We start from the raw sequence: 22,419 nt of genomic DNA, 5'->3' as shown, positions 1-22,419 counted from the left end.
GACGCCTTCCCGCAGCGTTCGATAACGCCACGAGCGCGTGCTGCGTTCCCGGCTCGGGGCCTTCGGACGTGACAACCGGGCTGGGGGATTATTTCCCGACAAGCCCGGACGAGGGGGGAGGAGGCACGCTGCCCGCTGCGAGCAGCCCCCGGTAGAGGAGGGTGCCGCCGACAATGGCCACCGGCAGGAAGAGGCTGTTGAGAATCGGTACCCAGAGCAGGACGTAGACGCCCGCCCCGAAGCCCAGGCAGAGCAGCCAGCGCTGGCGCAGCACCTGGCGCACCTCGGCGAAGGGGTACAGGCGGCGCGTCATGGGCGCGGCCAGATGTTCGCCCCCCAGCCAGAGCATCGTCCACACGGCCCCCAGCACCGTCCAGGCGATGCTGCCCACCACGGGGATCAGGTTGAGCGGGAAGAGCACCGCCAGGCCCAGCACCAGGAAGAAGATGCGCGAGAGCGTATGCCCCACCCCGGTGGCCAGCCCTCGGAAGAAGGAGCCGAGCCGGAAGGGGGGAGCGGTGAAGTCGCCACATTGGGCCTCGGTGAGCTCGGACAGCGGATCCTGCAAGGGCGCCAGCACCAGGGGCACCACCACGTTGGCCCCCACCACCAGCAGTACGAGGAACAGCAACACCAGGACGAGGTACCAGACAGCCTGGGCGTACCAGGGCTCGGGCCGGGTCCACATCCATCCCAGCATGTCCGGCGAATACATCCAGAGGAGGACGAAGAGCGCTCCCAATGTGACCAGGGTAACAGCCGCGCACAGGGCCGACAGCCGCATCAGCGCGGGGGTGCGAAAGATGAGGCTCCAGGCCCGGTAGATGAGGCCGAGCCCCTGGATTACGTCCGCAGGACCGGCCCGGTTGGAGAAGGTGGGCACCGGTGAGGGGTGGGTCATTGCCGCCACGATGCTCAAATGACGGCAGCGGGGTCAACGAGCGTTATATAGGGCGGCCATGTCTCTCGACCTCCAGCGCGCATCCTCCGAGCCGATCACCTCCGTCGACATGCTGTTGGCGGGCTTCAGATCCGCCGAGAAGCCTCCGTCACAGCACCTGCTGGGGCTCGAGCACGAGAAATTCGTCTACCCCGTCGGCTCCGCCCGGCCCGTGCCCTATGAGGGGCCCTCGGGCATCGGCGCGCTGCTGGAGCGGCTGGCGCCCAACGGCTACACCCCCTTCCGGGAGACGCCGTCCTCCCCCGCCATCGCCCTGCAGAAGGGGATGCTCACCATCTCCCTGGAGCCCGGCGGGCAGCTCGAGCTGTCCGGCTCGCCCCTGCGCACTGCGCGCGAGGCCCACGCGGAGAACCTCGCCCACCTGGCCGAGGTGAAGGCCGCCGCCGCCCCGCTCGGGCTGCGCCTGGTGGCCCTGGGCTACCGGCCCTTCAGCACCCCGGCCGACATGCCGTGGATGCCCAAGACGCGCTACGTCGCCATGCGCCAGAGCCTGCCCGAGCGCGGCCGGTTGGCGCACAACATGATGTTGATGACCTCCACCGGCCAGGTCTCCCTCGACTGGGAGAGCGAGGCCGACTGTGTGCGCAAGACGGTGCTGACGGCGCGCCTGGCCCCGCTGATGGTGGCCCTCTACGCCAACAGCCCCATCGTGGACGGCAAGCCCTCGGGCTACCTGTCCTTCCGCAACCGCGTCTGGGACGAGGTGGACCCCACCCGCTGTGGATATCTTCGCTCCTTCTTCGACGGCTCCTTCTGTTACCGCGCCTACGTGGACTGGGCCCTGGCGGCCCCCATCCTCTTCCTGCGCCGGCGCGGCGAGTACCTCCGCCCGAAGATGACTTTCGGCCAGTTCATCAAGGAGGGCTTCGAGGGCGCGCCCGCCGACATGTCCGACTGGACGGACCACCTCTCCACGCTCTTCCCCGAGGTGCGGCTCAAGAAGGTGATGGAGGTGCGCGGCGCGGACTGCGTGTCGGCCCCGATGACGGGCGCGCTCGCGGCGCTGTGGCGGGGCCTGCTGTACGGCCTGGGCGCCATGGACGAGGCCGAGAAGTTGCTGCCGAAGCTCTCCTATGAGGAGCACCTGGCCTTCCACGACACCGCGCGCCGGCAGGGCCTGGCCGGGCGGCTCGGCAACCAGGAGCTGCACCGGCTGGCGGGGGAGATGGTGGCCATCGCCCGCCGGGGCCTGGAGCGCCTGGACCCGGAGGACGCCCCCTTGCTCCAGCCGCTCGCCGAGGTGGCCGCTTCGGGCCGCTCGCCCGGCCAGTGGGTGCTGGAGGCCTGGGAGAAGGATCCCCGCCCCGAGGCGCTCCTCGACCGCGCCCAGTTGTGATAGGTTCTCGACAAATACCGCCCTGTTGGATAATTCCGGTATGGCTTGATTGGCGGGTTTGAGGTATTGGCGGCTCGGTTTTAGGGCACCGGGGAGGCCCCGGGGTCCATCCGAGAGGCCAATGCGATGACGGTACGCGGCAAGATCCTGCTGTTCGCTGCGGTGGCGGTGGGGCTCGTCGCGGTGGTGGGGGGCGCGCTGTACACCCTGGCCACGCGGGGACGGGTGAGCACGGAACAGATTTTCGCCATGCAGGAGCAGAACACCCTGTACGGCAAGCTGACTGGCGACGCGGTGTGGGTGCCGCACACGTTGCTGGAGGCGCACGGGAAGGGGCAGGCGCTCCGGGGGGTGCTCGAGGAGGAGCAGCGGCGCGCCGAGGCGGACTTCGCGCACCTCCGGGAGCTGGTGGCACTCGAGAAGCTGCCCGAGGAGCTCGCCGGAGATCTCTCCCTCATCGAGGCGGCGCAGCGGGCGCACCTGGGCTGGATGGGAGGCCTGGAGGCGCGTGTGCTGCAGGCCGGGACGGGAGGGGCGGACCGGGTGCTGCACGAGTCGATCGACTCCTACCGCTCGGAGGTGATGCCGTACCTCGACAAGGCCTGGGTGACGAAGCGCGCGCGGCTGTCGCGGCTCAAGAGCAGACAGCTCGAGGCCCTCCGGGCCAGCCAGGTGGCCGGCGTGGTCGTGCCGCTGGTGGCGCTGGGCCTGGTGCTCTCGTTGGCTGCCACCGTGCTCATCACGCTGCGGCGCTCATCGTTGGAGCTGCTGCGAGGGGCGGCGCGCATCGGCCGGGGTGACTTCACCACCGAGCTGCAGGTGAAGGGCCGGGACGAGTACGCCACGCTGGCACGGGCCTTCAACCGGATGGCCGCGGAGCTGCGCGACACCGTGCGCGAGAAGGAGCGACTGGCGAAGGCCGAGGCCGAGGCCGCGGAGCGGGAGATGCGCCGCTACAACACCTTGCTGGAGGAGACCGTGCGCCAGCGCACCACCGAGCTGGAGGAGGCCAACGCGCAGCTCCTCTTCGCGGACCGGCTGGTGACGGTGGGCCAGCTCGCGGCGGGCGTGGGGCATGAGATCAACAACCCGCTGGCCTTCATTCTCGGCAACCTCGGCTACGCGCGCGAGGAGTTGGAGCGGATGCATGGCGCGCCTTCGCCCATGGAGCGCGAGGAGTTGCTGGCGGCGCTCTCCGAGGCGCACGAGGGGGCCGAGCGGGTGCGCATGCTGGTGCAGGACCTCAAGATGCTGGCGCGCGCGGACGACGCGGTGGGCGGCCCGGTGGACCTGGAGGCCGTGCTGCGGAGCGCGTCGAAGATGGCGGCGCACGAGGTCCGGCAGCGGGCGCGGGTGGTGATGCTGACGGAGGGGGCGCCCCGGGCGCATGGCAACGCGGCCCGCCTGTGCCAGGTGTTCCTCAACCTGCTCATCAACTCGGCGCACGCGATTGCCCCGGGACAGGTGGACCAGAACGAGATCCGGCTCGTGGCCCGGCGGGGTCCGGACTCCCGGGTCCTCGTGGAGGTGAGCGACACCGGCTGTGGCATTCCGGCGGAGAACCTGGAGCGCATCTTCCGGCCGTTCTTCACCACCAAGCCAGCGGGGGTGGGCAGCGGGCTGGGGCTCTCGGTGTGCCATCGCATCATCACCATGCACGGCGGGGACATCACCGTGGAGAGCCAGCCGGGACGGGGCACCACCTTCCGCATCTCCCTGCCGGTGCACACCGCCGGAGTGGCCCCGGAGCCCGGGACCCTGGCGGCCTAGAAGACGAAACCCCACCGCACCTCGGCTGGAGGCACGGTGGGGCTCGCTTCAGTGGGACCTGCCGCGGACCGGCTAGAAGCTGCCGCCGACCGTCAGGTTGAAGTTGAGCAGGCCGCCCGTGGTGTCGCCCGCCGGGGTGGCATCGTTCGCGAAGGACGTGCCGATGAGGGCCCGGTATGTGGCGCGCGCACCCGCGAAGACGTTCCGGGAGAAGCGGTAGTCCACGCCGGCCGCGAGCGGCACTTCCCCGATGAAGTCGTTGTCGTAGAGGCCCTCGGCGCCTTCACTGGCGTTGAGGTAGCTCAGGCCGACGCCGGCTCCCACGTACGGAAAGAGCTTGGCTTTGAGCAGGGGTGGGCCGGCCTTGGCCAGGAGGCCGACGTTGTGGCGCCACATGGCCTCTCCATCGCCGACACGCCCGTCATCGATGGGCAGGCGCTGTCCCTCGTAGCCCGCCTCGACGCCGACGGACGGCCAGGGCTGGGCATCGGCGGTGATGCCGAGCAGCGGGCCCCCCTTTGTCCGGTCTCCTGAGTTCCCGGTGAAGTTACCGAAGCCGCCGCGCACATCGATGCCCACCGGCACCTGGTTCTCTTCGTAATCGATTCCGCGGCCGACTCGCGACGCGTCCACGGCTGCGAATGCCGAGCCCGCGGTGCAGAAGGCCACCACTGCGATACCACCCATCCACGAACGGAACTTCATCTCGTCCTCCCGTCACGAGTGACTGCTGGGCGAAATCTGGGCATTCGTCTGGAATGAGAAGGAGTTGACACCACACCGCCCCGGACGCTCGTGCCCGACTCGGGCATGACGTGGAGCGGCCGTCTGGCCTCTCGCTCTACCCGGACAGTGGAGCGGCTCAGCGGCGGCCGAAGAGCTTGCGCAGACCGGAGAGGAGCCCGCCCGGACGCGCTTCGGGCTCTCCCTCCAGTGGCGAGCGGGCGATGACGGCCTCCAGCTCCGCGTCCTCGGGCATGTCCATGGCGGGGAAGACCGTGTGGCGCTTCACGCCGGGCAGCGTGGCCGCGAGGGAGAGGGTGCCGTCCTGCGAGAGGCTGAAGTGCACCTCGGCCTCACCGGGGCGCTCGATGGAGAAGGCGAGCGTGCCCAGGTACTCGTTCTCCGCGGCCACCGGCGAGGGACCCTGGAAGAGGGCGAGCGTGAGCGGCCCGGGTGTGACGGGGAGGACGAGCGTCTTCTCCGCGGGCAGGCGGGTGTTGCGCTCGAGGACGCGGCGCAGCGTGCCCCCGCGCTCGGCCACGCCGATGGGGACGGAGAGCACCTCGGAGACGGTGGCCCCGGGCTTGCCCGCGGCGGCATCGAGCAGTCCCTGGCCGAGCAAGGCCGCACCGAGCGCCACGGAGTGGGTGGCCTCCACGTCCGCGCGCACGGGCACGCCCAGGCTCTCCTCCAGCCGGCGACGCACCAGCGGTGAGCGGCCTTGGCCTCCCAGCAGCAGCACCTCGTCGAGCCCCTGCGGCGAGAGCGCGCTGGATTCGAGCACGTGACGGACGACGAGGGTGACGCGCTGCACGAGGTCCGCGGTGATGGCCTCCAAGCGCTCGCGGTTGAGCGAGAACGGCGCGGGGGCACCGGGGATCGGGAGGGAGACCTCCTCGCGCTCGCTGAGGGCCACCTTGGCGGCCTCGGCGGCGGTGAGCAGGGGGAGCCAGTCGGCGGGGTGCTCGGGGCGGGGAAGGCCCTGGGCCTGGAGCTCGTTGGCGAGGGCCTCGGCGATGCGCGCGTCGAAGTCCATGCCGCCCACGGTGGGATCTCCCCCGGTGGCGATGACCTCGAGATCATCTCCCGTGAGCTGGACGACGGACACGTCGAGGCCACCGCCTCCGAGCTCCACCACCAGGAGACGCTTGCGGGCGAGCCCCCGCTCATGGCCGAAGGCGAGCGCCGCGGCGGAGGGTGCGTTGAGAATGCGCAGGACGTCGAGCCCGGCGAGTGAGCCTGCCTCGCGCATGGCGGCGCGCTGGCGGTCGTCGAAGTGGGCGGGGACGCAGAGGACGGCGCGAGTGGCCTCGTGGCCGAGGAAGGCGCTGGCGGCGGACTTGAGCTCGCGCAGGAGCTGGGCGGCGAGCTCTGGGAGGAGCTGGCTGCGGCCGTGGAGCTCGATGCTGGCGTCGCCGTGTGGGCCGGCGGAGATGGGGAAGGGCAGGGGACCGCCCAGTGCGCGCATCAGGGGCGAGCGGGCGCGCAGGCCAAGGAATCGGCGGAGGCCGTGCACGGCGTGGCGAGGAGAGCGCTCGGCCTCGGCCTTGGCAGCGGCACCCACGAGGAGCTGGCCCGAGGCGTCCACTGCGACGAGGGAGGAAAGGGCCTGGGCCTCGCCGGGGGAGATGAGCTGGAGCGTGCCTTGGAGGTGGACGGCGACGCGGGCCCGCGAGGTGCCGAGGTCGATGCCGAGCACCACCTCGGGGTGGGTGGCTGCCACGGGCGTGGAGATGGGCACATCGAGGATGGCACGCCGTCGACCCTTGAGCTCGGGCGAGATGGAACGGCGGGGCTCCTCGGCGGGAGGCGGTACTTCGCGCGCAATCTCCGGACGAGCGGGAGTGTCCTGCGGAGGGGGAGGTGCGGGCTCGCGAATGGCGGGAGCGGCGGGCGGCTCCGGGGGCGCGGAGACAGGTGGCTCCGACGGGGCCGGAGTCTCGGCGACGGGCGGCTCCGGGTGCACGGCGATGGGGGGCGCCACCGGAGCGGGAGCTGCGGGCGCCTCGTTCACGGGAGTGAGCGCGGCGGGAGGCTCGGGCTCCACGGAGATGCTCTCGGGGGAGAGCAGCTCTTCATCCGGGGCGAGATGCTCCAGGACGGCGTTGGCGATGAGGTCCTGGGTCGTGGGCCGCGCGGTCAAGGCGGGGAGCTCCACGGGGGTGGGCACTCTCGCGGGCGGGGACGCGGCGGGCGTGGGCTGCGGGACGCTCTCTGGCTTTGGAGCCTCGGGGAGTCGGGGCGGCGTGGGCGGGACTTCCTGTTGCGCGGGGAGGGCCGCAGGCGGAGCCATTGCCTCCCGCGGAGCAGGTGCGGCCGGTTTCGGTGCGGGCGCGCGGGGTGGAGCAACGGGCGCCGCGGGCTTCGCAGCGGCCGGAGGAGCCATCTGCGCGGGAGCCGGGACCTTCGGCTCTGGCGCACGGGTGGGGGTCTGCTTGGGAGTGGCCGGAGCTGCCGGGCGTGGATCGGTGGCCGGTCCGGTCGGCGTGGGAACTGCCGGTGTACGGGGGGCGGCCTGCTTCGGCGCGGCTGGCTTTGGCGCAGCCGGCTTTGGCATGGCCTGCTTCGGTGCGGCTGGCTCCTGTGCGGCGGGGACGCCAGGGGGCGCTCCAGGGGGAGCCGAGGCCTGCTTGCGAAGCGCCTCCGCGGAGATGACCGGCCGCCCGCGCTTCCCCGTTCCCGGTGCTGCCTCTGGGCGCGGAACCTGCTCCGGCCCAGGCGCCTCCGCGCGCGGCGTCTCGACGGGCGGGCCCGCTGCGGGCTCGGGGACCCCGGCGAGTGTCTCGGTCATGGCCTCCTGCGTCTGTCCGGGTGCCAGCTCCGGCGCGGGTGCGCGTGCCTGGGCCGCCATGTCTCCAGCCTTGGCGGTGTTCTCGGCGCCGTGGTTGCGGCGGGCGAGGATGCGGTCGATGAGCGCCTTGCTGTACGCATCGAGGCGCACGAAGCGCACGGTCATCCCGGCGCGAGGACCCTCGGCCTGGGACTTCACCACCACGCCCTCGCCGCGCAGCAGGCGCCCGCCATCGGCCAGCACCAGCTCGAAGGCGAGTCCCGTGCCCTCGGGCTTGGGCGAGCGCGTGGCGAGGAAGAGGCCCCCGCGCGCGACGTTCACGCCGTACTTCTCGACGAAGTCCTCCTCCGTCGCGTACGGGAGGCGGATGCGCAGCGGGAGCAGCTTGGGCTCGACCGTCACCGTGCGTCACCGTCTCCCGGAGGGCCTCATTGCAGCGGGATGCGAGCGTCCTCGCCGCTGCTGGTGGGAATCAGGAGGGACAGTCCCGGAGCGATGGCGGCCGGTGGCACCTCGAAGACGAGGACCACCGAGTCGCGCTGTTCCTGCTCCCAGGTGCGGTCCAGCTTGCGTGTTCCTCCAACGGTCTGGGCATCTCGGGCGAGGGGGTACTCCTTGCCCCCCGCGTCCACCACCCGCGCTGTCGAGAACGCCACGTGCACGGGCTTCTCGCCGGCGTTCTGCGCATCGAGCTTCACGCGCAGGAACAGCTCGTCGGTGGTGAGGGCCACCTTGCCCGAGCCACGCAGGGAGTGCAGCGACTCCAGTCCCGAGGGCTGGAGCGCGAGCGTGTCCGCCTTGACGGTCTCCCTGGAGGGCAGGGCATACGTCTTCGCCTGCTCCTGGTCCTGTCCGGCGGCGAGCCCCGCCAGCCGGGCGTTGGGGTCGGTCTCGTCGGGCGAAGCGGCGGGCGCACCGCCCTGATTGACGCGGTCCACCTCCTGGCGAAGCTTCTCCAGGGTGCGGTCCTCGCTCGGGGCGGGCTCCTCCTTCTTGCAGCCCCCGAGGAGGGCCGCCGCGCAGAGGAGCACCGCGAGTCCTCGGGTGCTCAGGGTCATGAGAGGCTCGTTCCCTTCACCAGCTCGTAGAACTTGTCGAAGGCGGCGGGGATGCGCGAGGGGTCCTCGCCACCACCCTGGGCCAGGTCCGGCTTGCCACCGCCGCGGCCGTTGACCTCCTTGGCCATCTCCTTGAGCAGGTTGCCCGCGTGGATGCCCCGCGCCACCACGTCCTTGGTCGCCGCCACCAGCAGGACGACCTTGCCGTCCTTCTCGCCGCCGATGACGATCACGCCGGACTTGATGCGGTCGCGCAGCTGGTCCGCCAGGCCGCGGAACACGTTCGGGTCCGCCGGGTCCATCCGCGTGGCGAGCACCTTCATGCCGTTGATGTCGCGCGCCTGCTCGAGCAGATCCTTGCTGGAGCCGGCCTGCGCCTTGACGGCCACTTCCTCGACCTTGCGCTCCAGGTCCTTGATGCGCTTCTGCGCGGACTCCACGCGCTTGACCAGGTCCTTGGGCGAGGTCTTCAGCAGCTCGGCCGCCTTCTTCAGCTCGCGCTCGGTCTCGCGCACGTACTGGAGCGCGCCCGTGCCGGTGACGGCGGTGACACGCCGCACGCCCGAGGCCACGCCGCTCTCGCTCACCAGCTTGAAGAGCCCGATGTCACCGCTGCGCCGCACATGGGTGCCGCCGCACAGCTCGGTGGACTGCGGGTGCACGGTGACGACGCGGACCGTCTCGCCGTACTTCTCGCCGAACATGGCGACGGCGCCGGACTTCTTCGCGTCCTCCAGGCCCATCACGCGCGTCTGGGCCTCGGTGTTCTCGCGCACCCAGCCGTTGACCAGATCTTCCACCTGGTCCTGCTGCTCGGGCGTCAGGGGCGAGAAGTGCGAGAAGTCGAAGCGCAGGTAGTCGGGCGCCACCACGGAGCCGGCCTGCTTGACGTGCTCGCCGAGCACCATCTTGAGCGCCTTGTGCAGCAGGTGCGTGGCCGAGTGGTTGGCACGGATGGATGAGCGCCGCTCGCCGTCCACGCTGGCCTGCACCATGTCACCCACCTTGAAGGTGCCCTCGGTGACCTTCACCTGGTGGACGATGAGGCCCGACACCGGGCGCTGCGCGTCCTGCACCTGCGCCTTCGCCTTACCGCCGTGGCCCACCACGCGGCCGGTGTCGCCCTGCTGGCCGCCGGACTCGCCGTAGAAGGGCGTGCGGTCCATCACCAACTCCACCTCGTCGCCCGCGCTCGCCTGGGGCACCTCGGCGCCGTCCTTGATGATGGCACGTACGGAGCCCTCGCCTTCGTGGCCCACGCCCTCGTAGCCGAGGAACTCGGTGGGGCCGAGTTTCTCGAGCAGCTTCTGGTAGACGGCGCCTACCTGCTTGTCTCCAGTGCCCCCGAACTTGTTCTTCTGGGCCTCCTTCTCGATCTCCGTCCAGAAGCCCTCGATGTCGGCCTGGATGCCCCGCTCCCGGAGGATGATCTCCGTCAGGTCCCACGGGAAGCCGTAGGTTCCGTGCAGGTAATAGACGTCGGCGCCCGACATCTTCGTCTCACCCGCCTGCTTGAGCTTTGCAACGCTCTCATCAATCAGCTTCATGCCGCGGTCGAGCGTGCGGCGGAAGCTCTCCTCCTCGTGCTTGGTGACCTCGAGGATGAAGGTGCGGTTCTCGCGCAGCTCGGGGTAGGCGTCACCCATGAGCTCGAGCACGCGGTCCACGACCTTGAAATAGAAGAGCTCGTCGAGCCCCAGCAGCGAGCCGTGACGGATGGCGCGGCGCATGATGCGGCGCAGGACGTAGCCACGGCCCTCGTTGGAGGGCTGCACACCATCGGCGATGAGGAAGGCGGCCGCGCGGCTGTGGTCCGCCACCACGCGCATGGAGGCCCCGCCCTCCTGGGTGTAGGGCTTGCCCACCAGCTCGCTCACGCGCGCCAGGATGCTCTGGAAGAGGTCCGTGTCGTAGTTGGAGCGCTTGCCCTGGACGACGGACGCGATGCGCTCGAGGCCCGCGCCGGTGTCGATGGACGGCCGGGGCAGCGGGGTGAGGGGGCCGTCGGCCTCCTTGCGCTCGAACTGCATGAACACGAGGTTCCAGATTTCCAGCCACCGGTCACAGTCGCACGCCACGCCCTGGCAGGGACGGCCCGCGGCCACCTCGGCACAGGGCAGGTCGTCTCCCTGGTGGTAGTGGATTTCGGAGCACGGACCACAGGGGCCGGTGTCACCCGCGGCCCAGAAGTTGTCCTTGTAGCCGAGCTTGTAGATGCGGTCGCGCGAGACGCCCTGCTTCGCCCACAGCTCGAAGGCCTCCTCGTCCCAGGGGATGCCCCGCTCTCCGTTGAAGACGGTGACGGCGAGCCGGTCCTTGGTCAGCCCGAGCGTCTTCGTCACGAACTCCCAGGCGTAGGCGATGGCCTCGCTCTTGAAGTAGTCGCCGAAGGAGAAGTTGCCAAGCATCTCGAAGAACGTGTGGTGACGCGCGGTGAAGCCCACGTTGTCGAGGTCGTTCTGCTTTCCGCCGGCGCGCACGCACTTCTGCGAGGAGGTAGCGCGGGTGTAGTCGCGCTTCTCGCGGCCCGTGAAGACGTCCTTGAACTGGACCATGCCTGCCACCGAGAAGAGCAGGGTGGGGTCGTTCTGGGGGACGAGTGAGGACGACGCAACGCGGCGATGGCCGCGCTCTTCGAAGAACTTGAGGAACGCCTCTCGAATCTGGGAGGCGGACAGGACAGAGGGCATGGTGAGGGTATATGCCACAAGTGGTGGGTGCGCTGCGTTTCTTATGGACCAAGCTAGGATCCAACGACTGACATGCGCTCCCCATCCCACCTTGTCACCCTCCTGCTGCTCGTCTGCCCGGCGACAGTCCTGGCCCAAACCGATCCCGAGACGGCCTCACTCGCCCGGAGGCTGAAACAGGGGGCCGAGCCCTCGCACCGCGTCCAGGCGGCCCGGGTGCTGGGGGCGTCGGAGGACCCCGAGGCGCTCCAGCCTCTGTGCGCGGGGCTCCAGGACGAGAGTGGGGAGGTCCGGGCGGCGGCGGCCGGGGCGCTGGAGAAGCTGGGGGAGCTGGGAGGGGTTGAGTGCCTGGAGGCCCGGAAGGACGAGCCGGACCCGGCGGCCAAGGCGGCCGTGGAGTCGGCGCTGGGCCACCTGCGGCGGCTGAAGGCCCGGCCGCCGAAGCTCTACGTGATGGTTGGCGAGGTGAAGGACACGACGGGGACGCTGTCGCCGGAGCTGGTGAAGGCCACGGAGGCCCGGCTGAGGCGGAAGCTGGTGCAGGAGGGGGCGTGGCTGGCCCCGGAGAAGGAGAGCGAGGCGGCGGCGAAGGGGGTGCTGCGCAAGAAGAAGCTGAAGGGCTATCGGCTGATGACGGAGATCCGCCCGGGGCCCTCGGGGGGGTTGAAGCTGTCGGTGATGTGCCTGAACTACCCGGGCAAGCCTAATCTCCTGGGGACCGTGGAGGTCCAGGCGTCGGGGGGCGAGCCCTACGAGCTGCTCAGGGCGCTGGCGCCGGGGGCAATCGACGAGCTCGCGGAGTCCTTCAAGTGGAAATAGCGCACACCCCTGGTGCGCTGCGTTCCTCACTCGCTGGACGCTAGGATTCGGATCCCCGCATGCGGTGTCCACCCTCGTTCCTTTCCCTGCTGTTGCTCACCCTGCCTGCGTCTGTGCTGGCCCAGGTGGATTCCCGGACGGCCTCGCTGAGCAAACAGCTCGGCCAGGGGCAGGAGCCGCGTGTGCGCACCCAAGCCGCGCAGGGGCTGGGGTCCTCGGATGATCCAGAAGCGGTGAAGCCGCTGTGCTCAGGGCTGAAGGATCCGAGCGAGCAGGTGCGCGCGGCGGCGGCCCAGGCGCTGGGGAAGCTGAAGGAAGTGGCCGGACTGGAGTGCCTGAAGGCTCGCAAGGGCGAGACGGACACGGCGGCGCAGGCGGCCATCAAGACGTCCATCCAGACGCTGCAGGAGCTGAAGAGTCAGGCGCCGCGGGTGTACGTGCAGCTCGGTGGGGTGAAGGACAAGACGGGAGAGCTGAAGCCGGAGGTGGTGAAGTTCGCCGAGGCGCGGATGCGGCGGAAGCTGACGCAGATGGGCGTGCTGCTGGCACCGGCGAAGGAGAGCAAGTCGGCGGCGCAGGGGGTTCTGCGCAAGCACGGCATTCACGGCTTCCGGGTGCAGGCGGAGATCCACTCCACGGAGGCGGGAGGCTTGATGGTGCGGATGGTGTGCATCGGCTACCCGGACCAGGCGCTGCTGGGAGACGTGGAGGTGCAGGCGTCGGGAGCGAAGCCCGAGGAGCTGCTCAAGGTGCTGGCCCCGCGCATCATCGAGGAGGCCGCGGACACGTTCGAATGGGACACGTGAGCGGGTGGTAGCCTGCCGGGCTTCGGTCATGGCCGGGGAGGAGCCACGTGTTCGCGAGCCTGTTGTTTCTTCTGCCGGCCTGAGATGCGTGCGAGGTTCCCCCTTGGTTTCTGAGCTGTCTGCCTCCTCGCGCTTCTTCGTCTTGCAGAAGGGCTCGCTCTGGTCTCGTTTCGATGTCGATGCCGGGAAGGTCGAGCCCGTCAACCGTGAAGAGGGAGCCGACTGCCCGAAGTGCGGTGAACCGATCGGGATGATGCGGTGGTTACCCCCCTACCGTGTCGAACTGGTACTGCACGGTGAAGAGTCTGGGGACTACCTCGAAACCTCGGGGGATGACCTTCTCGTGTCCGAGCGTTTCGCCAAAGCATTCAGGGAGGATGCGCTCATGGGACTGGAGGGCTTCCACCCTGTGGAAGTGGTGCGAGTCCGTCGGAAACGGCGGGGCCCCAAGCCCACCGACATCCCACGTTACCTGGCAGTCTCGGCCTGCTTCGGCCGCGCGGCGGTGGACGTGACGCGTAGCCGCATCCGCTATAACAAACCTCCTACCTGCGATGAGTGCCGCTCCGAGGGAGTGGATTCCATCCATGGCTTCACCTTGGAGCCTGGCTCCTGGCAGGGAGAGGACATCTTCCGTCCCCGCGGGCTGTTTGGGGATGTGGTCGTCTCCGAGCGCTTCGCACGCTTCGTGGAGCGCCATGGCTTCACCAACATGCGGCTGACGCCTACTGAGGAGTTCGTGTGGGACCCGCTGGCGCGAGGTCCCCCGGACCCGAAACCGACCTCCGCGTGAGGCTCTGGGCGGGAGCACGTGTTCGCGAGCCTGTTGTTTCTGCTCACCCAGCGCTAGACAGCCAGGTCATGACTCAGGAGAAATCTGCTCGGGAAGAGCTGGAGTACTGGTCCACGGTCGAACTCGACTCGGCGGAGGTCGCGCGTCGGGCGAGTCTGCTCATTCTCGACTTCGAGGCGCACCCCGAGAAGTACACGGACCCCGAGGACGTCGCATCGCCCTTCTGTCAGATCGTGGGGCTCTTCCAGCAGCCCACGGACAAGGATGCGGCGGTCACCCTTCGTACCGAGGCGCTCCCCGCCCTGCTCCGTCTCTATGACGCGCGGCTGCGGGAGTGGCGGAAGGTCGGCCCTCAAGAGGGCTACGACTCTGCCGCCAGCGATCTGCTCTTCGTCCTGAAGATCTTCGCGATGTACCGGGGGGAGGAGCCGCTCCAGCGCATCATCGACGCGGCGCGAATCCCGCTCGATTCCGATGGCTACATGTGGTCGGTCGTCCTGTCCGCGCTCGTCAATGCCGAGCCGGAGGCCGCCACTCATGTCGTCTCCGCGCTTCGAGAGCCGCTCCCTCCAGGGTTCATCGCCGTGGCTCTGCTCGACATGGCCAATACGCTTGCGCGCGAGCACGGCGTCACCTCCCACTCCTTCGACACAGCGCAGGGGCGCGAGCTGCTCCGAGCCTTTCTCACCGACAAGGACCCAGAACACTTCTCGTACGCCCACAGTGCGGCGGCCAGCCTGCCCTTCCTGACGGACTCGCGGGAGTTCTTCACCCTTGCCATGGAGCACCCCGACGTGGGGGTCCGCATGGAGGTCGCCTGGGCCGCCGCCCGGGGGGGCGATGCCCTGGCCGTGGCCCGGCTCCAGGACTGGTCGAAGGACCCGAAGACCCGGAAACGCGCCGTGACCTACCTCACGGAGCTCGGGATCCAGCCGGCTCCTGTTCCGGAGGAGGATCGCGCCCGACTCGAGGCGATGGCCGAGATGATTCAGTGGCTCGAGTACCCGACGGAATTCGGTCGGGTGCCCGACCACCTCGAGGTCTACGACCACCGCCGGCTCTTCTGGCCGCCCACGAAGGATGAGCGCGACGTCTGGCTCTTCCGCTACCGCTACGAAGACGAAGGGAGCGAACCGGAGGAAGGCGTGGGCATGGTGGGCTCTGTCACCTTCGCTCTCTTCGGCGAGACGACGGCCGAGCTGCCTCCCGAGGACATCTACGCCCTGCACTGCGTCTGGGAACTCCAGCAAGAGGGTGACGAGCGCGCACCGAAGGAGCGGACGATCCAGGCAGGCCGGAAGCTCCTCGGGTTTCGGTGAGCTCGATGGTTCGGTGCACGCAGTAGCGTCCTGGAATCAGGCCAGTGCCCGGGAGGGGCCAGATGTTCGCGAGCTTGTTGATGTTGTTGCTCACGCAGCAGCCGGCCACTCCTGGCGAGACGCTGGTGGAGTGCCTCTGCGAGAAGGAGGCCCTGCAAGAGCAGGCGGTTCTCGAGGTCATGGAGTGGTTCGAGCCGCGGGCCAAAAGGGAAGAGGAGGCTGGCCAGAAGGCGGACAGCGCGGCCGAGGCCGAGGTTGCCCCTGACTGTTCCGAGCCCAAGGAGTGCAAGGGTCAGTTGCACCATGTCATTTCCAAGCCCATCGCCAAGGCGTTGACGCGACACAGAACGCTTCGCGGCCAGTACAAGGCGCGCGACCCGCGCTTCGTCACGCGGGCCGTAGATGAGCAGGCCCACTGTGGCTACCAGGAGTGGCACCGCAAGGTGGACGCGGAGGTCGTTGAATGGCTCAAGGAGCACCGCGATGCGACTTCGAAGCAGTTCGAGGCCTTTCTGCGGACAATCTATGACCGGCCTGACATGCGCGTGAGGTTCCCGCATGGTTTCTGAGCTGACTGTTTCCCCGCGTTTCTTTGTCCTGGAGAAGGGCGCACTCAGGTCCCGTTATGACGTCGATGCCGACACGGCCGAGCCCGTCAACTGCGAAGAGGGGGCCGACTGCCCAAAGTGCGGGTACCCCATTGGAATGATGCGGTGGTTGCCTCCCTACCGCATTGAGTTGGTACTGCATGGGGAGGAGCTCGGGGACTACCTCGAAACCCAGGGGGATGACCTTCTCGTCTCCGAGCGGTTCGCCCAGGCCTTCCGGGAGGACGGGCTCACGGGGTTGGAAGGCTTCCACCCGGTGCAGGTGGGGCGGGTGCGCCAGAAACGGCGGGGTCCCAAGCTCACCAACATCCCCCAATATCTGGCCGTCACCGCCTGCTTCGGGCGTGCGGCGGTGGACGTCGCGCGCAGCCGCATCCGCTACGACAAACCACCAACCTGTGAGGAGTGCCGCGCCGCGGGCGTGGATTCCATCCATGGCTTCACCTTGGAGCCTGGCACCTGGCAGGGGGAGGACATCTTTCGTCCCCGAGGGATGCAGGGGCGCCTGGTCGTCTCCGAGCGCTTCGCGCGCTTCGTGGAGCGCCACGGCTTCACCAACATGCGTTTGACGCCCACCGAGGAACTGGTGCGTGACCCCCTGGCACTCGGCCCCCCGGGCCCGAAGCCGGGTTCCGCCTGAGCTGGCCCGAAATGTCCGCTCTTTGTCCGGGGCTCGGCTGGGCACGCGGCCCCGAGGCTCTCTAGAGTACGCGGTATGGCGGCACTCCAGGGGGAAGGACAGCGCGCACGAGGCCGGAAGACGGTCCGGGCCCGGAACGTCGCGGTGCTCGTGCTCCCTCACGTCCATCTGCTGGATATGTCCGGTCCGGTGCAGGCGCTCTTCGAGGCCAACGGGTTCGGGGCCGACTACCGGTTGAGCTATTGCGGCCCTGCGGTGGAGGCCACCTCGGCCCAGGGTCTCATGCTGGGGCGGCTCGAACCGCTGCCCGACCCGCGCTCGCTGGACCTCGTCCTGGTGCCGGGCATGGACTCGCGCACCTTGAAGGAGCTGAGCGCCGTACCGGTGGCGTGGCTGCGCGAGGTTCACGCGCAGGGCGTACGGGTCGCCTCCATCTGCACCGGTGCGTTCGCACTCGGGCACGCGGGGCTGCTCGATGGACGCTCGTGCACCACGCACTGGAAGCTCTCCGCGCAGCTCCAGCAGTGGCACCCGGCGTCGAAGGTGCTGCACGACCGGCTCTTCGTCCGCGACGGCAACGTCATCACCAGCGCGGGAGTGGCCTCGGGCATCGACATGGCGCTCTCGCTCATCCTCGAGGACCATGGCCCGCTGGTGGTGGCGCGCGTGGCGCGGGAGATGGTGATCTACCTGCGGCGTAACGGTGAGCAGACGCAGACGTCCGTCTTCCTCGAGTACCGCACCCACCTGGACCACGGTGTCCACAAGGTGCAGGACTGGCTCGTCACTCACCCGAACGAGCGGGTGACGATCGACGGGCTGGCGAGGATCGCCGCGATGAGCCCGCGCAGTCTCACGCGGGCGTTCCGTCGCGCCACTGGCATCACGGTCAAGTCCTACACCCAGAAGGTGAAGCTCGAGGTAGCCGCGAACATGCTGAGCAATCCCGCGGAGAGCGTGGAGAGCGTCGCCTCGCATTGCGGCTTCATGGATGCCCGCCAGCTCCGCCGCCTCTGGAAGGAGGAGTATGGCGTCAGCCCCTCCCAGTGGAAGGTGACGCGGCGGGGTCCGCACACGAGGCCCGTGTAGTGCGCGGTCCTCTCGCAACAATCCGTTTCAGTTCAGCCGGGGCCCTCGTCCCGGAACAGGGGGAACTCATGTCCAGAGTCTCATGGTGGATGTCGCTCGTCGTGTGTCTGCTCCTTGCCTCGTCCACGGGGGAGGCTGCTCCCGAGACGAAGTCACCTCGCAAGCCGTACACGCGCAATGTCGCCATCGTCCTCTACGAGAGCGTGGAGGTGCTCGACTTCGCCGGGCCGGCGGAGGTGTTCCAGGCGGCCAGCGGCTTCGGTGCCTCGGGACAGGAGAAGGCCTTCAAGGTGTACACGGTGGGGCGCACGAAGGCGCCGCTGACCAGCCAGCAGTTCCTCAAGGTGGTTCCCGAGTTCTCCATCGAGGACGCGCCCAGGCCGGACATCGTGGTCATCCCGGGCGGCGGCACCCAGGTGGTGCTCCAGGACGCGGAGTTCATGAAGTGGATCTCCAAGGCCGCCGGTGAGTCCGAGCTGGCGCTGACGGTCTGCACCGGCGCGATGACCCTGGGGAAGGCCGGGCTGCTGGACGGGCTGGACGCCACGACCTACTTCCGCTCCATCGACAGCCTCCAGAAGATGGCTCCCAAGGCCCGTATTCACCACGGGCGCCGCTTCATCGACTCGGGCCGTATCGTGACGACCGCGGGCGTGTCCGCGGGCATCGACGGCTCGCTGCATGTCGTCGCCCGGCTCCTGGGCAAGCGCGTCGCGGACGAGACGGCTCAGTACATGGAGTACAAGTGGACGCCGGAGCCCTACCTGCTGACGGAGTACTCGCTCTTCAACCCGAGCCTCGACGAGCGGGGCCGTGCCATCCAGCAGGCCGGCGTCTACGCCCAGGACAAGAACTGGAAGGCGGCGGTGGACACGTACCGCGAGCTGCTGAAGGCGCAGCCTGGCGATGCGAACCTGTGGAGCCAGCTCGGCCAGACGCTCACCGCCATGAAGGAGTATGACGGGGCGATCGACGCCTATGCCCGCGCGGCCGAGTCGAAGGACCAGCGGCTCCTGTCGCTCTACAACACGGCGTGCGTCTACTCGCTGAAGGCGGACAACGATCGGGCGCTCGAATACCTCGGGAAGGCCCTGGACGCGGGGCTCAAGAGCAACTGGCCCCTGTCCGATCCGGACCTGGAGAACGTGCGCAAGGACCCGCGCTTCCAGAAGCTGGCCACGCGCTTCAAGTGAGGCGCCTGGAGCCGTTCAAGGATCTGCGGCGGTCCCGATGAGCCGTTTCGCCTCCTGGAGCATGGTCGAGAGCCCGGGCTCCTTCGAGTTCGGGTTCGCGAGGCCTTCATAGAGGCCGTAGCCCCAGCCCAGGAAGAGCATGAGCACCAGCGTCATGCCCCAGGCTGGCACGGAGTTGCTCCGTATCTGGGGCCTCAACACGGCCAGCCAGAGCTCGCGCAGGAGCATGTAACCGGTGAGCGGAGGCAGCGGGAGCAGGTTGAGGGCCGCGAGCTTCGCCGAGAGCACGCCGAGCGCCGGCACGAAGCCCTCGGTCCTCAGCAGCGCGAAGAAGGAGACCACCCGCTCCCGCGCGAGGAAGACGTTGACCACCTGCTCGAACCCCGAGGTGAACGCCGCGAGGCCCCGCTCGGGCGACAGGCACGCCACGGCGAGCAGGAGCATTCCGGCGACCGTGCTGGCAAGGGCGATGAGCCGGAGCGGCAGGGCGAGCCGTAGGAAGCTGTTGTCGTCCGTCCCATCCCTGCGGATTCCGAGCGGTTCGAAGGTGACGCTCGCACCGGTGTTGATGAAGCCGAAGCTCCACTTGACGCCCCGGAGGCGGACGGTGAGCAGCGGGGGGCCGAGATGGAAGCGAACCTCCGAGAGGGAGGCGCCCACGCCCCAGCACACGAGCGCCATCACCACGCCCGAGACGAGGGAGATGACGGTCATCAGCAGCCACAGCCACGCGAGAGCCATCCAGGGAGACATGGCCATACTCTCGGCCATCCCCAGGTGAGAGGAAAGACCCCCCCGGCCTCAGGCCCTGCGGATGAGCCCCATCTCCTCGATGGCGGAGTAGAGGCGTACGCGAGCCTCGGACCAGGGGAGCAGCTCCACGCGGTAGCCGGCGAGCGCGTCCAGCAGGAGCTGCCGGTAGCTGGGGTGACCCGGATCGGCGATGACGACCACACCCCGGTCCCCATGCGAGCGGATGAGCCGGCCCACACCCTGGCGCAGCATCAGCATGGCCCGGGGCAGCCGGTAGTGGAGGAAGCCCAGGTGTGTGTTGTTTCCGCGGGCGAGTGGCTCCTCGCGCGAGGCCACCAGCGGGCGGCTGGCGGGCTCCAGCGGCAGCTTGTCGATGAAGACGCACCCCACGCCCCGGCCGGGAATGTCCACGCCCTGCCAGAAGCTCTTCGTGCCCAGCAGCACCGTGCCGGTGTCCTTCTCCTGCCTCGCCGCCAGCGAGCGCCCGTGCCCACGTGACTGGCGCATCACTTCGATGCCCTGCGGCTCCAGCTTCGCCCGCACCAGGTCTCCCACGCGCTCCATCCGCCGCGTGGAGGCGAACAGTCCCAGCACTCGCCCGCCCATCACCTGGGCTATCCCAGACACACGCGTCGCGGCCCAGTCGATGAAGGGCTCCTCGTGCGCGCGCGGCGCGTCCATGACGAGCACCACCAGGGCCTGCTTGCGCAGATCAAAGGGCGTGGGCGCGCGCAGCAGCCGAGGCGCGGGAATCCCCTCGTTGCGCCCATCCAGTCCCAGTCGTCCGAGCACGTACGGCGTCCGCTCGGTGCCCGTGCTCAGCGTGGCCGAGGCCAGCACCAGGGCCCGCTTGTGCTGCGCGAAGTCCCGGGACACGTAGGGCGCCACGTTCACCGGCTGCGCGCTCAGGCTCCAGCGCTGCTTGCGAGGCACCGCCGTGGCCGCGTAGCACCGGCCCTCCGCCGGCTCATCGGACAGCTCCGAGGTCAGCGTGGTCAGCTCCAGCACCTCCGACACGCCTCCCGCCAGCTCGCGCTCCAGCGGCGGAATCTTCACCGCCAGGTCCGGGAGTATCTCCTGCAAGCCCACCGTGAGCAGCTTGTGCAGGTGCTGGAGACACTCGCGCAGATCCAGCAGTCCCTCGCGCACGGGCTCCCAGGCGGGTGAGGTCCGCACCTGGGGGGTGATGCGCAGCTCCGGTGCGTAGGCGGACTCGTCCGCGTCCTCGGAGGCGTTCGCCGCGGCCGGCTCGCACAGGGCCGTCACCCGCTCGCCGAGGGCGCGCGAGGCCGAGCCCACCGAGAGCAGGGCGCTGTCGATTTCGCTCATCAGCACGCGGGCCTCGGCGCGCCGTGCGGCGAAGAGGGCTCGCCGCAGCTCGGCGAAGAGACCGCGCCGCCCGTCGCGCCCGTGCAGCCGCTCGGCGAGCCGGCTGAAGGCCAGATCCGATAGCTCCGAGGAGAGCGCGGTGGTGGCCACGTCCTCCACCTCGTGGGCCTCGTCGAGCACGAGGTGCTCCAGCTTCGGGTACCGGGCGGGCCAGGCGAAGGCGAGCGACTGGTTGATGACGAGCACGTCCGCGTCGCGCGCCTGGGCCACCGCCGAGTGGTAGTAGCAGCGGCGGAAGTGGGGGCAGCGCTCGCCGAGCGTGGTGGAAGCCTCGGAGCGCACCGCCGGGGCCAGCGCGTGCAGCACGGGGAAGCGCTCGCGGAACCAGTGGCTCAGCCGGTCGAGGTCTCCATCCGGGCCGCGGCGCATGAGGGCGCGCAGGTAGGCGCGAGGAGCGCGAGCGGCGTGGCCCATGCCGGGCTCCACGCGGGTGACGTCCAGCGCGCGGCGGCGGCAGAGGTAGTTCGTCTGGCCCTTGAGGAGCGTGTACGAGAAGGCGCCGCCGGTGGCGCGGTGCAGGCGGGGCAGGTCCTTTTCGATGAGCTGGTCCTGCAGCGTCTTGGTGTGCGGGGCCACGCCCACCTTGCGTCCGTTGCGGGCGGCGAAGAGGGCGGCGGGTGCAAGGTACGCGAGCGACTTGCCCGTGCCGGTGCCGGCCTCTACTGCGAGCTGTCCACCGTCGGAGAGCGTGCGGGCCACGGCCTGGGCCATCTCGAGCTGGGCGGGGCGGGCCGCGAAGCCCTCCTGGGCGCGCTCCAAGGCTCCTCCAGGGCCGAGCAATGCCGACACTTCCTCGGAGCGCACGGGCAGCACCGGGGTGCTCTCATCCGGCTGCTCGGGAGGGGGCTTCGAGCCATTGGCCCGCTGGCGCTCGGCACGTCCGGGGAGGAAGCCCGTGGCCTCCAGCTTCAGCGGGGCAGGCTGGGCCCGGCACAGGTTCCACAGGCCGGTGAGCATCGAGACGAGGGGCGCCGCGTCTGGGTCGATCTCTCCGTCCAGCTCCACCCCGGACTCACCGGCTTCAATCTGCGCCAGCCGCAGTGCGGCGCGTGGATCCAACGTCTCCAGCAGGTCGGCGAGGTCATCGGCGCGCCCGTCGCGGATGCAGCCGTCCAGTGCGTGCAGCAGCACGGCGTAGGTGGCCTCGCAGTCCGTCATGGCGCGGTGGCGGGCACGAGGTCCCTTGCCGGCCCAGCGCATCAGGGATTCCAGCGAGTGGCTGGATAGCTCCGGATGCAGGTAGTGCATCAGCTCGCACGAGTCGAGCACCGGGGCGCGGATGGGGCCGAGCAGGTCCGGCAGGAAGCCCTTCTCGAAGGAGGCGTTGTGGGCCACCACGGTCCAGCCGGTGAGCTTCTGGCGCAGCTCGGGCACCTTCTCGGCGAGCCGGGGCTGACCGGCGAGCATCGAATCTTCGATACCCGTGAGCCTGCGGATGGTGAGGGGCAGGGGACGAGAGGCGGCGAAGAAGTGGACGTAGCGGTCCACCACCCGGCCGTTTTCGATGAAGAGGGCCCCGAGCTCGATGACCTCGTCGACACGCGGATCCAACCCCGTCGTCTCGAGGTCGAGGAATACGTGCCGGGTGAAGAGCTCCGCCGCGCCGCCCATGGTGAAGAGGGGCCAGCCTACCCGTCTTCGGGCGTCATGCCGAGAAACCGGCCGTCCGGGGTCCACCGGG

The 22,419-nt window shown here is 69.5% G+C and carries 17 protein-coding genes; 10 read left to right on the top strand and 7 right to left on the bottom strand.

The genetic code is table 11. The annotated features are described in order from the left end of the window. Positions 1-88: 88 nt before the first annotated feature. Complete coding sequence (locus OV287_RS42690) at positions 89-901, bottom strand: EI24 domain-containing protein (protein ID WP_267539786.1); 813 nt, start codon at positions 899-901, stop codon at positions 89-91. A gap of 58 nt (positions 902-959) precedes the next feature. Here OV287_RS42690 and OV287_RS42685 point away from each other — a divergent pair, with 58 nt between their 5' ends. Next, positions 960-2,297, top strand: coding sequence for a glutamate--cysteine ligase (locus tag OV287_RS42685; RefSeq protein WP_267539785.1), 1,338 nt, complete (start codon positions 960-962; stop codon positions 2,295-2,297). Between the two features lie 126 nt (positions 2,298-2,423). Beyond that, positions 2,424-4,067, top strand: a complete 1,644-nt coding sequence (locus OV287_RS42680) for a sensor histidine kinase (RefSeq protein ID WP_267539784.1) — start codon at positions 2,424-2,426, stop codon at positions 4,065-4,067. Positions 4,068-4,139: 72 nt separating this feature from the next. On the opposite strand, the gene OV287_RS42675 is transcribed toward OV287_RS42680, so the two are convergent. The 4 genes from OV287_RS42675 to alaS form a co-directional block, all read right to left on the bottom strand. After that, positions 4,140-4,772, bottom strand: a complete 633-nt coding sequence (locus OV287_RS42675; protein ID WP_267539783.1) for an outer membrane beta-barrel protein — start codon at positions 4,770-4,772, stop codon at positions 4,140-4,142. 157 nt (positions 4,773-4,929) lie between these two features. Then, positions 4,930-7,983 carry a TIGR02266 family protein gene (locus tag OV287_RS42670; RefSeq protein WP_267539782.1) on the bottom strand — a complete coding sequence of 1,018 codons (3,054 nt, stop codon included), beginning with the start codon at positions 7,981-7,983 and terminating at the stop codon, positions 4,930-4,932. 26 nt (positions 7,984-8,009) lie between these two features. Beyond that, positions 8,010-8,639, bottom strand: coding sequence for a DUF4352 domain-containing protein (locus OV287_RS42665; protein ID WP_267539781.1), 630 nt, complete (start codon positions 8,637-8,639; stop codon positions 8,010-8,012). Further along, positions 8,636-11,329: an alanine--tRNA ligase gene (gene alaS, locus OV287_RS42660; protein ID WP_267539780.1), complete on the bottom strand. Its 2,694-nt coding sequence runs from the start codon at positions 11,327-11,329 to the stop codon at positions 8,636-8,638. Before alaS ends, OV287_RS42665 begins: the two co-directional genes overlap by 4 nt. Before the next feature lie 72 nt (positions 11,330-11,401). Here alaS and OV287_RS42655 point away from each other — a divergent pair, with 72 nt between their 5' ends. The 8 genes from OV287_RS42655 to OV287_RS42620 all read left to right on the top strand — a co-directional run bounded on the left by OV287_RS42655 (position 11,402) and on the right by OV287_RS42620 (position 18,596). Next, entirely contained in the window at positions 11,402-12,148 is a 747-nt protein-coding gene (locus OV287_RS42655; protein WP_267539779.1) for a HEAT repeat domain-containing protein, read from the top strand. 59 nt (positions 12,149-12,207) lie between these two features. Then, positions 12,208-12,954: a HEAT repeat domain-containing protein gene (locus OV287_RS42650; protein WP_267539778.1), complete on the top strand. Its 747-nt coding sequence runs from the start codon at positions 12,208-12,210 to the stop codon at positions 12,952-12,954. Between the two features lie 103 nt (positions 12,955-13,057). After that, a complete protein-coding gene (locus tag OV287_RS42645) occupies positions 13,058-13,747 on the top strand; it encodes a hypothetical protein (protein ID WP_267539777.1) in 690 nt (229 codons plus the stop codon). 68 nt (positions 13,748-13,815) lie between these two features. Continuing rightward, positions 13,816-15,066: a HEAT repeat domain-containing protein gene (locus OV287_RS42640; RefSeq protein WP_267539776.1), complete on the top strand. Its 1,251-nt coding sequence runs from the start codon at positions 13,816-13,818 to the stop codon at positions 15,064-15,066. Between the two features lie 62 nt (positions 15,067-15,128). Next, positions 15,129-15,635: a Wall-associated protein precursor gene (locus OV287_RS42635; RefSeq protein WP_267539775.1), complete on the top strand. Its 507-nt coding sequence runs from the start codon at positions 15,129-15,131 to the stop codon at positions 15,633-15,635. Continuing rightward, on the top strand, positions 15,625-16,314 hold the full coding sequence (locus OV287_RS42630; protein WP_267539774.1) for an imm11 family protein: 690 nt from the start codon (positions 15,625-15,627) through the stop codon (positions 16,312-16,314). Before OV287_RS42635 ends, OV287_RS42630 begins: the two co-directional genes overlap by 11 nt. Before the next feature lie 75 nt (positions 16,315-16,389). After that, positions 16,390-17,403 (top strand): GlxA family transcriptional regulator, encoded by a 1,014-nt coding sequence (locus tag OV287_RS42625; RefSeq protein WP_267539773.1) that lies wholly within the window; start codon positions 16,390-16,392, stop codon positions 17,401-17,403. Positions 17,404-17,471: 68 nt separating this feature from the next. Continuing rightward, entirely contained in the window at positions 17,472-18,596 is a 1,125-nt protein-coding gene (locus OV287_RS42620; protein WP_267539772.1) for a DJ-1/PfpI family protein, read from the top strand. A gap of 15 nt (positions 18,597-18,611) precedes the next feature. Here the strand turns inward: OV287_RS42620 and OV287_RS42615 are convergent, their stop codons facing one another. Beyond that, entirely contained in the window at positions 18,612-19,349 is a 738-nt protein-coding gene (locus OV287_RS42615; RefSeq protein ID WP_267539771.1) for a site-2 protease family protein, read from the bottom strand. Between the two features lie 48 nt (positions 19,350-19,397). Further along, entirely contained in the window at positions 19,398-22,349 is a 2,952-nt protein-coding gene (locus OV287_RS42610; protein ID WP_267539770.1) for a helicase C-terminal domain-containing protein, read from the bottom strand. Between the last annotated feature and the right edge of the window lie 70 nt (positions 22,350-22,419).

This window comes from Archangium lansingense (assembly GCF_026626635.1).
GTDB lineage: Bacteria > Myxococcota > Myxococcia > Myxococcales > Myxococcaceae > Archangium > Archangium lansingense.
This window is presented reverse-complemented; position numbering and strand designations above follow the sequence as displayed.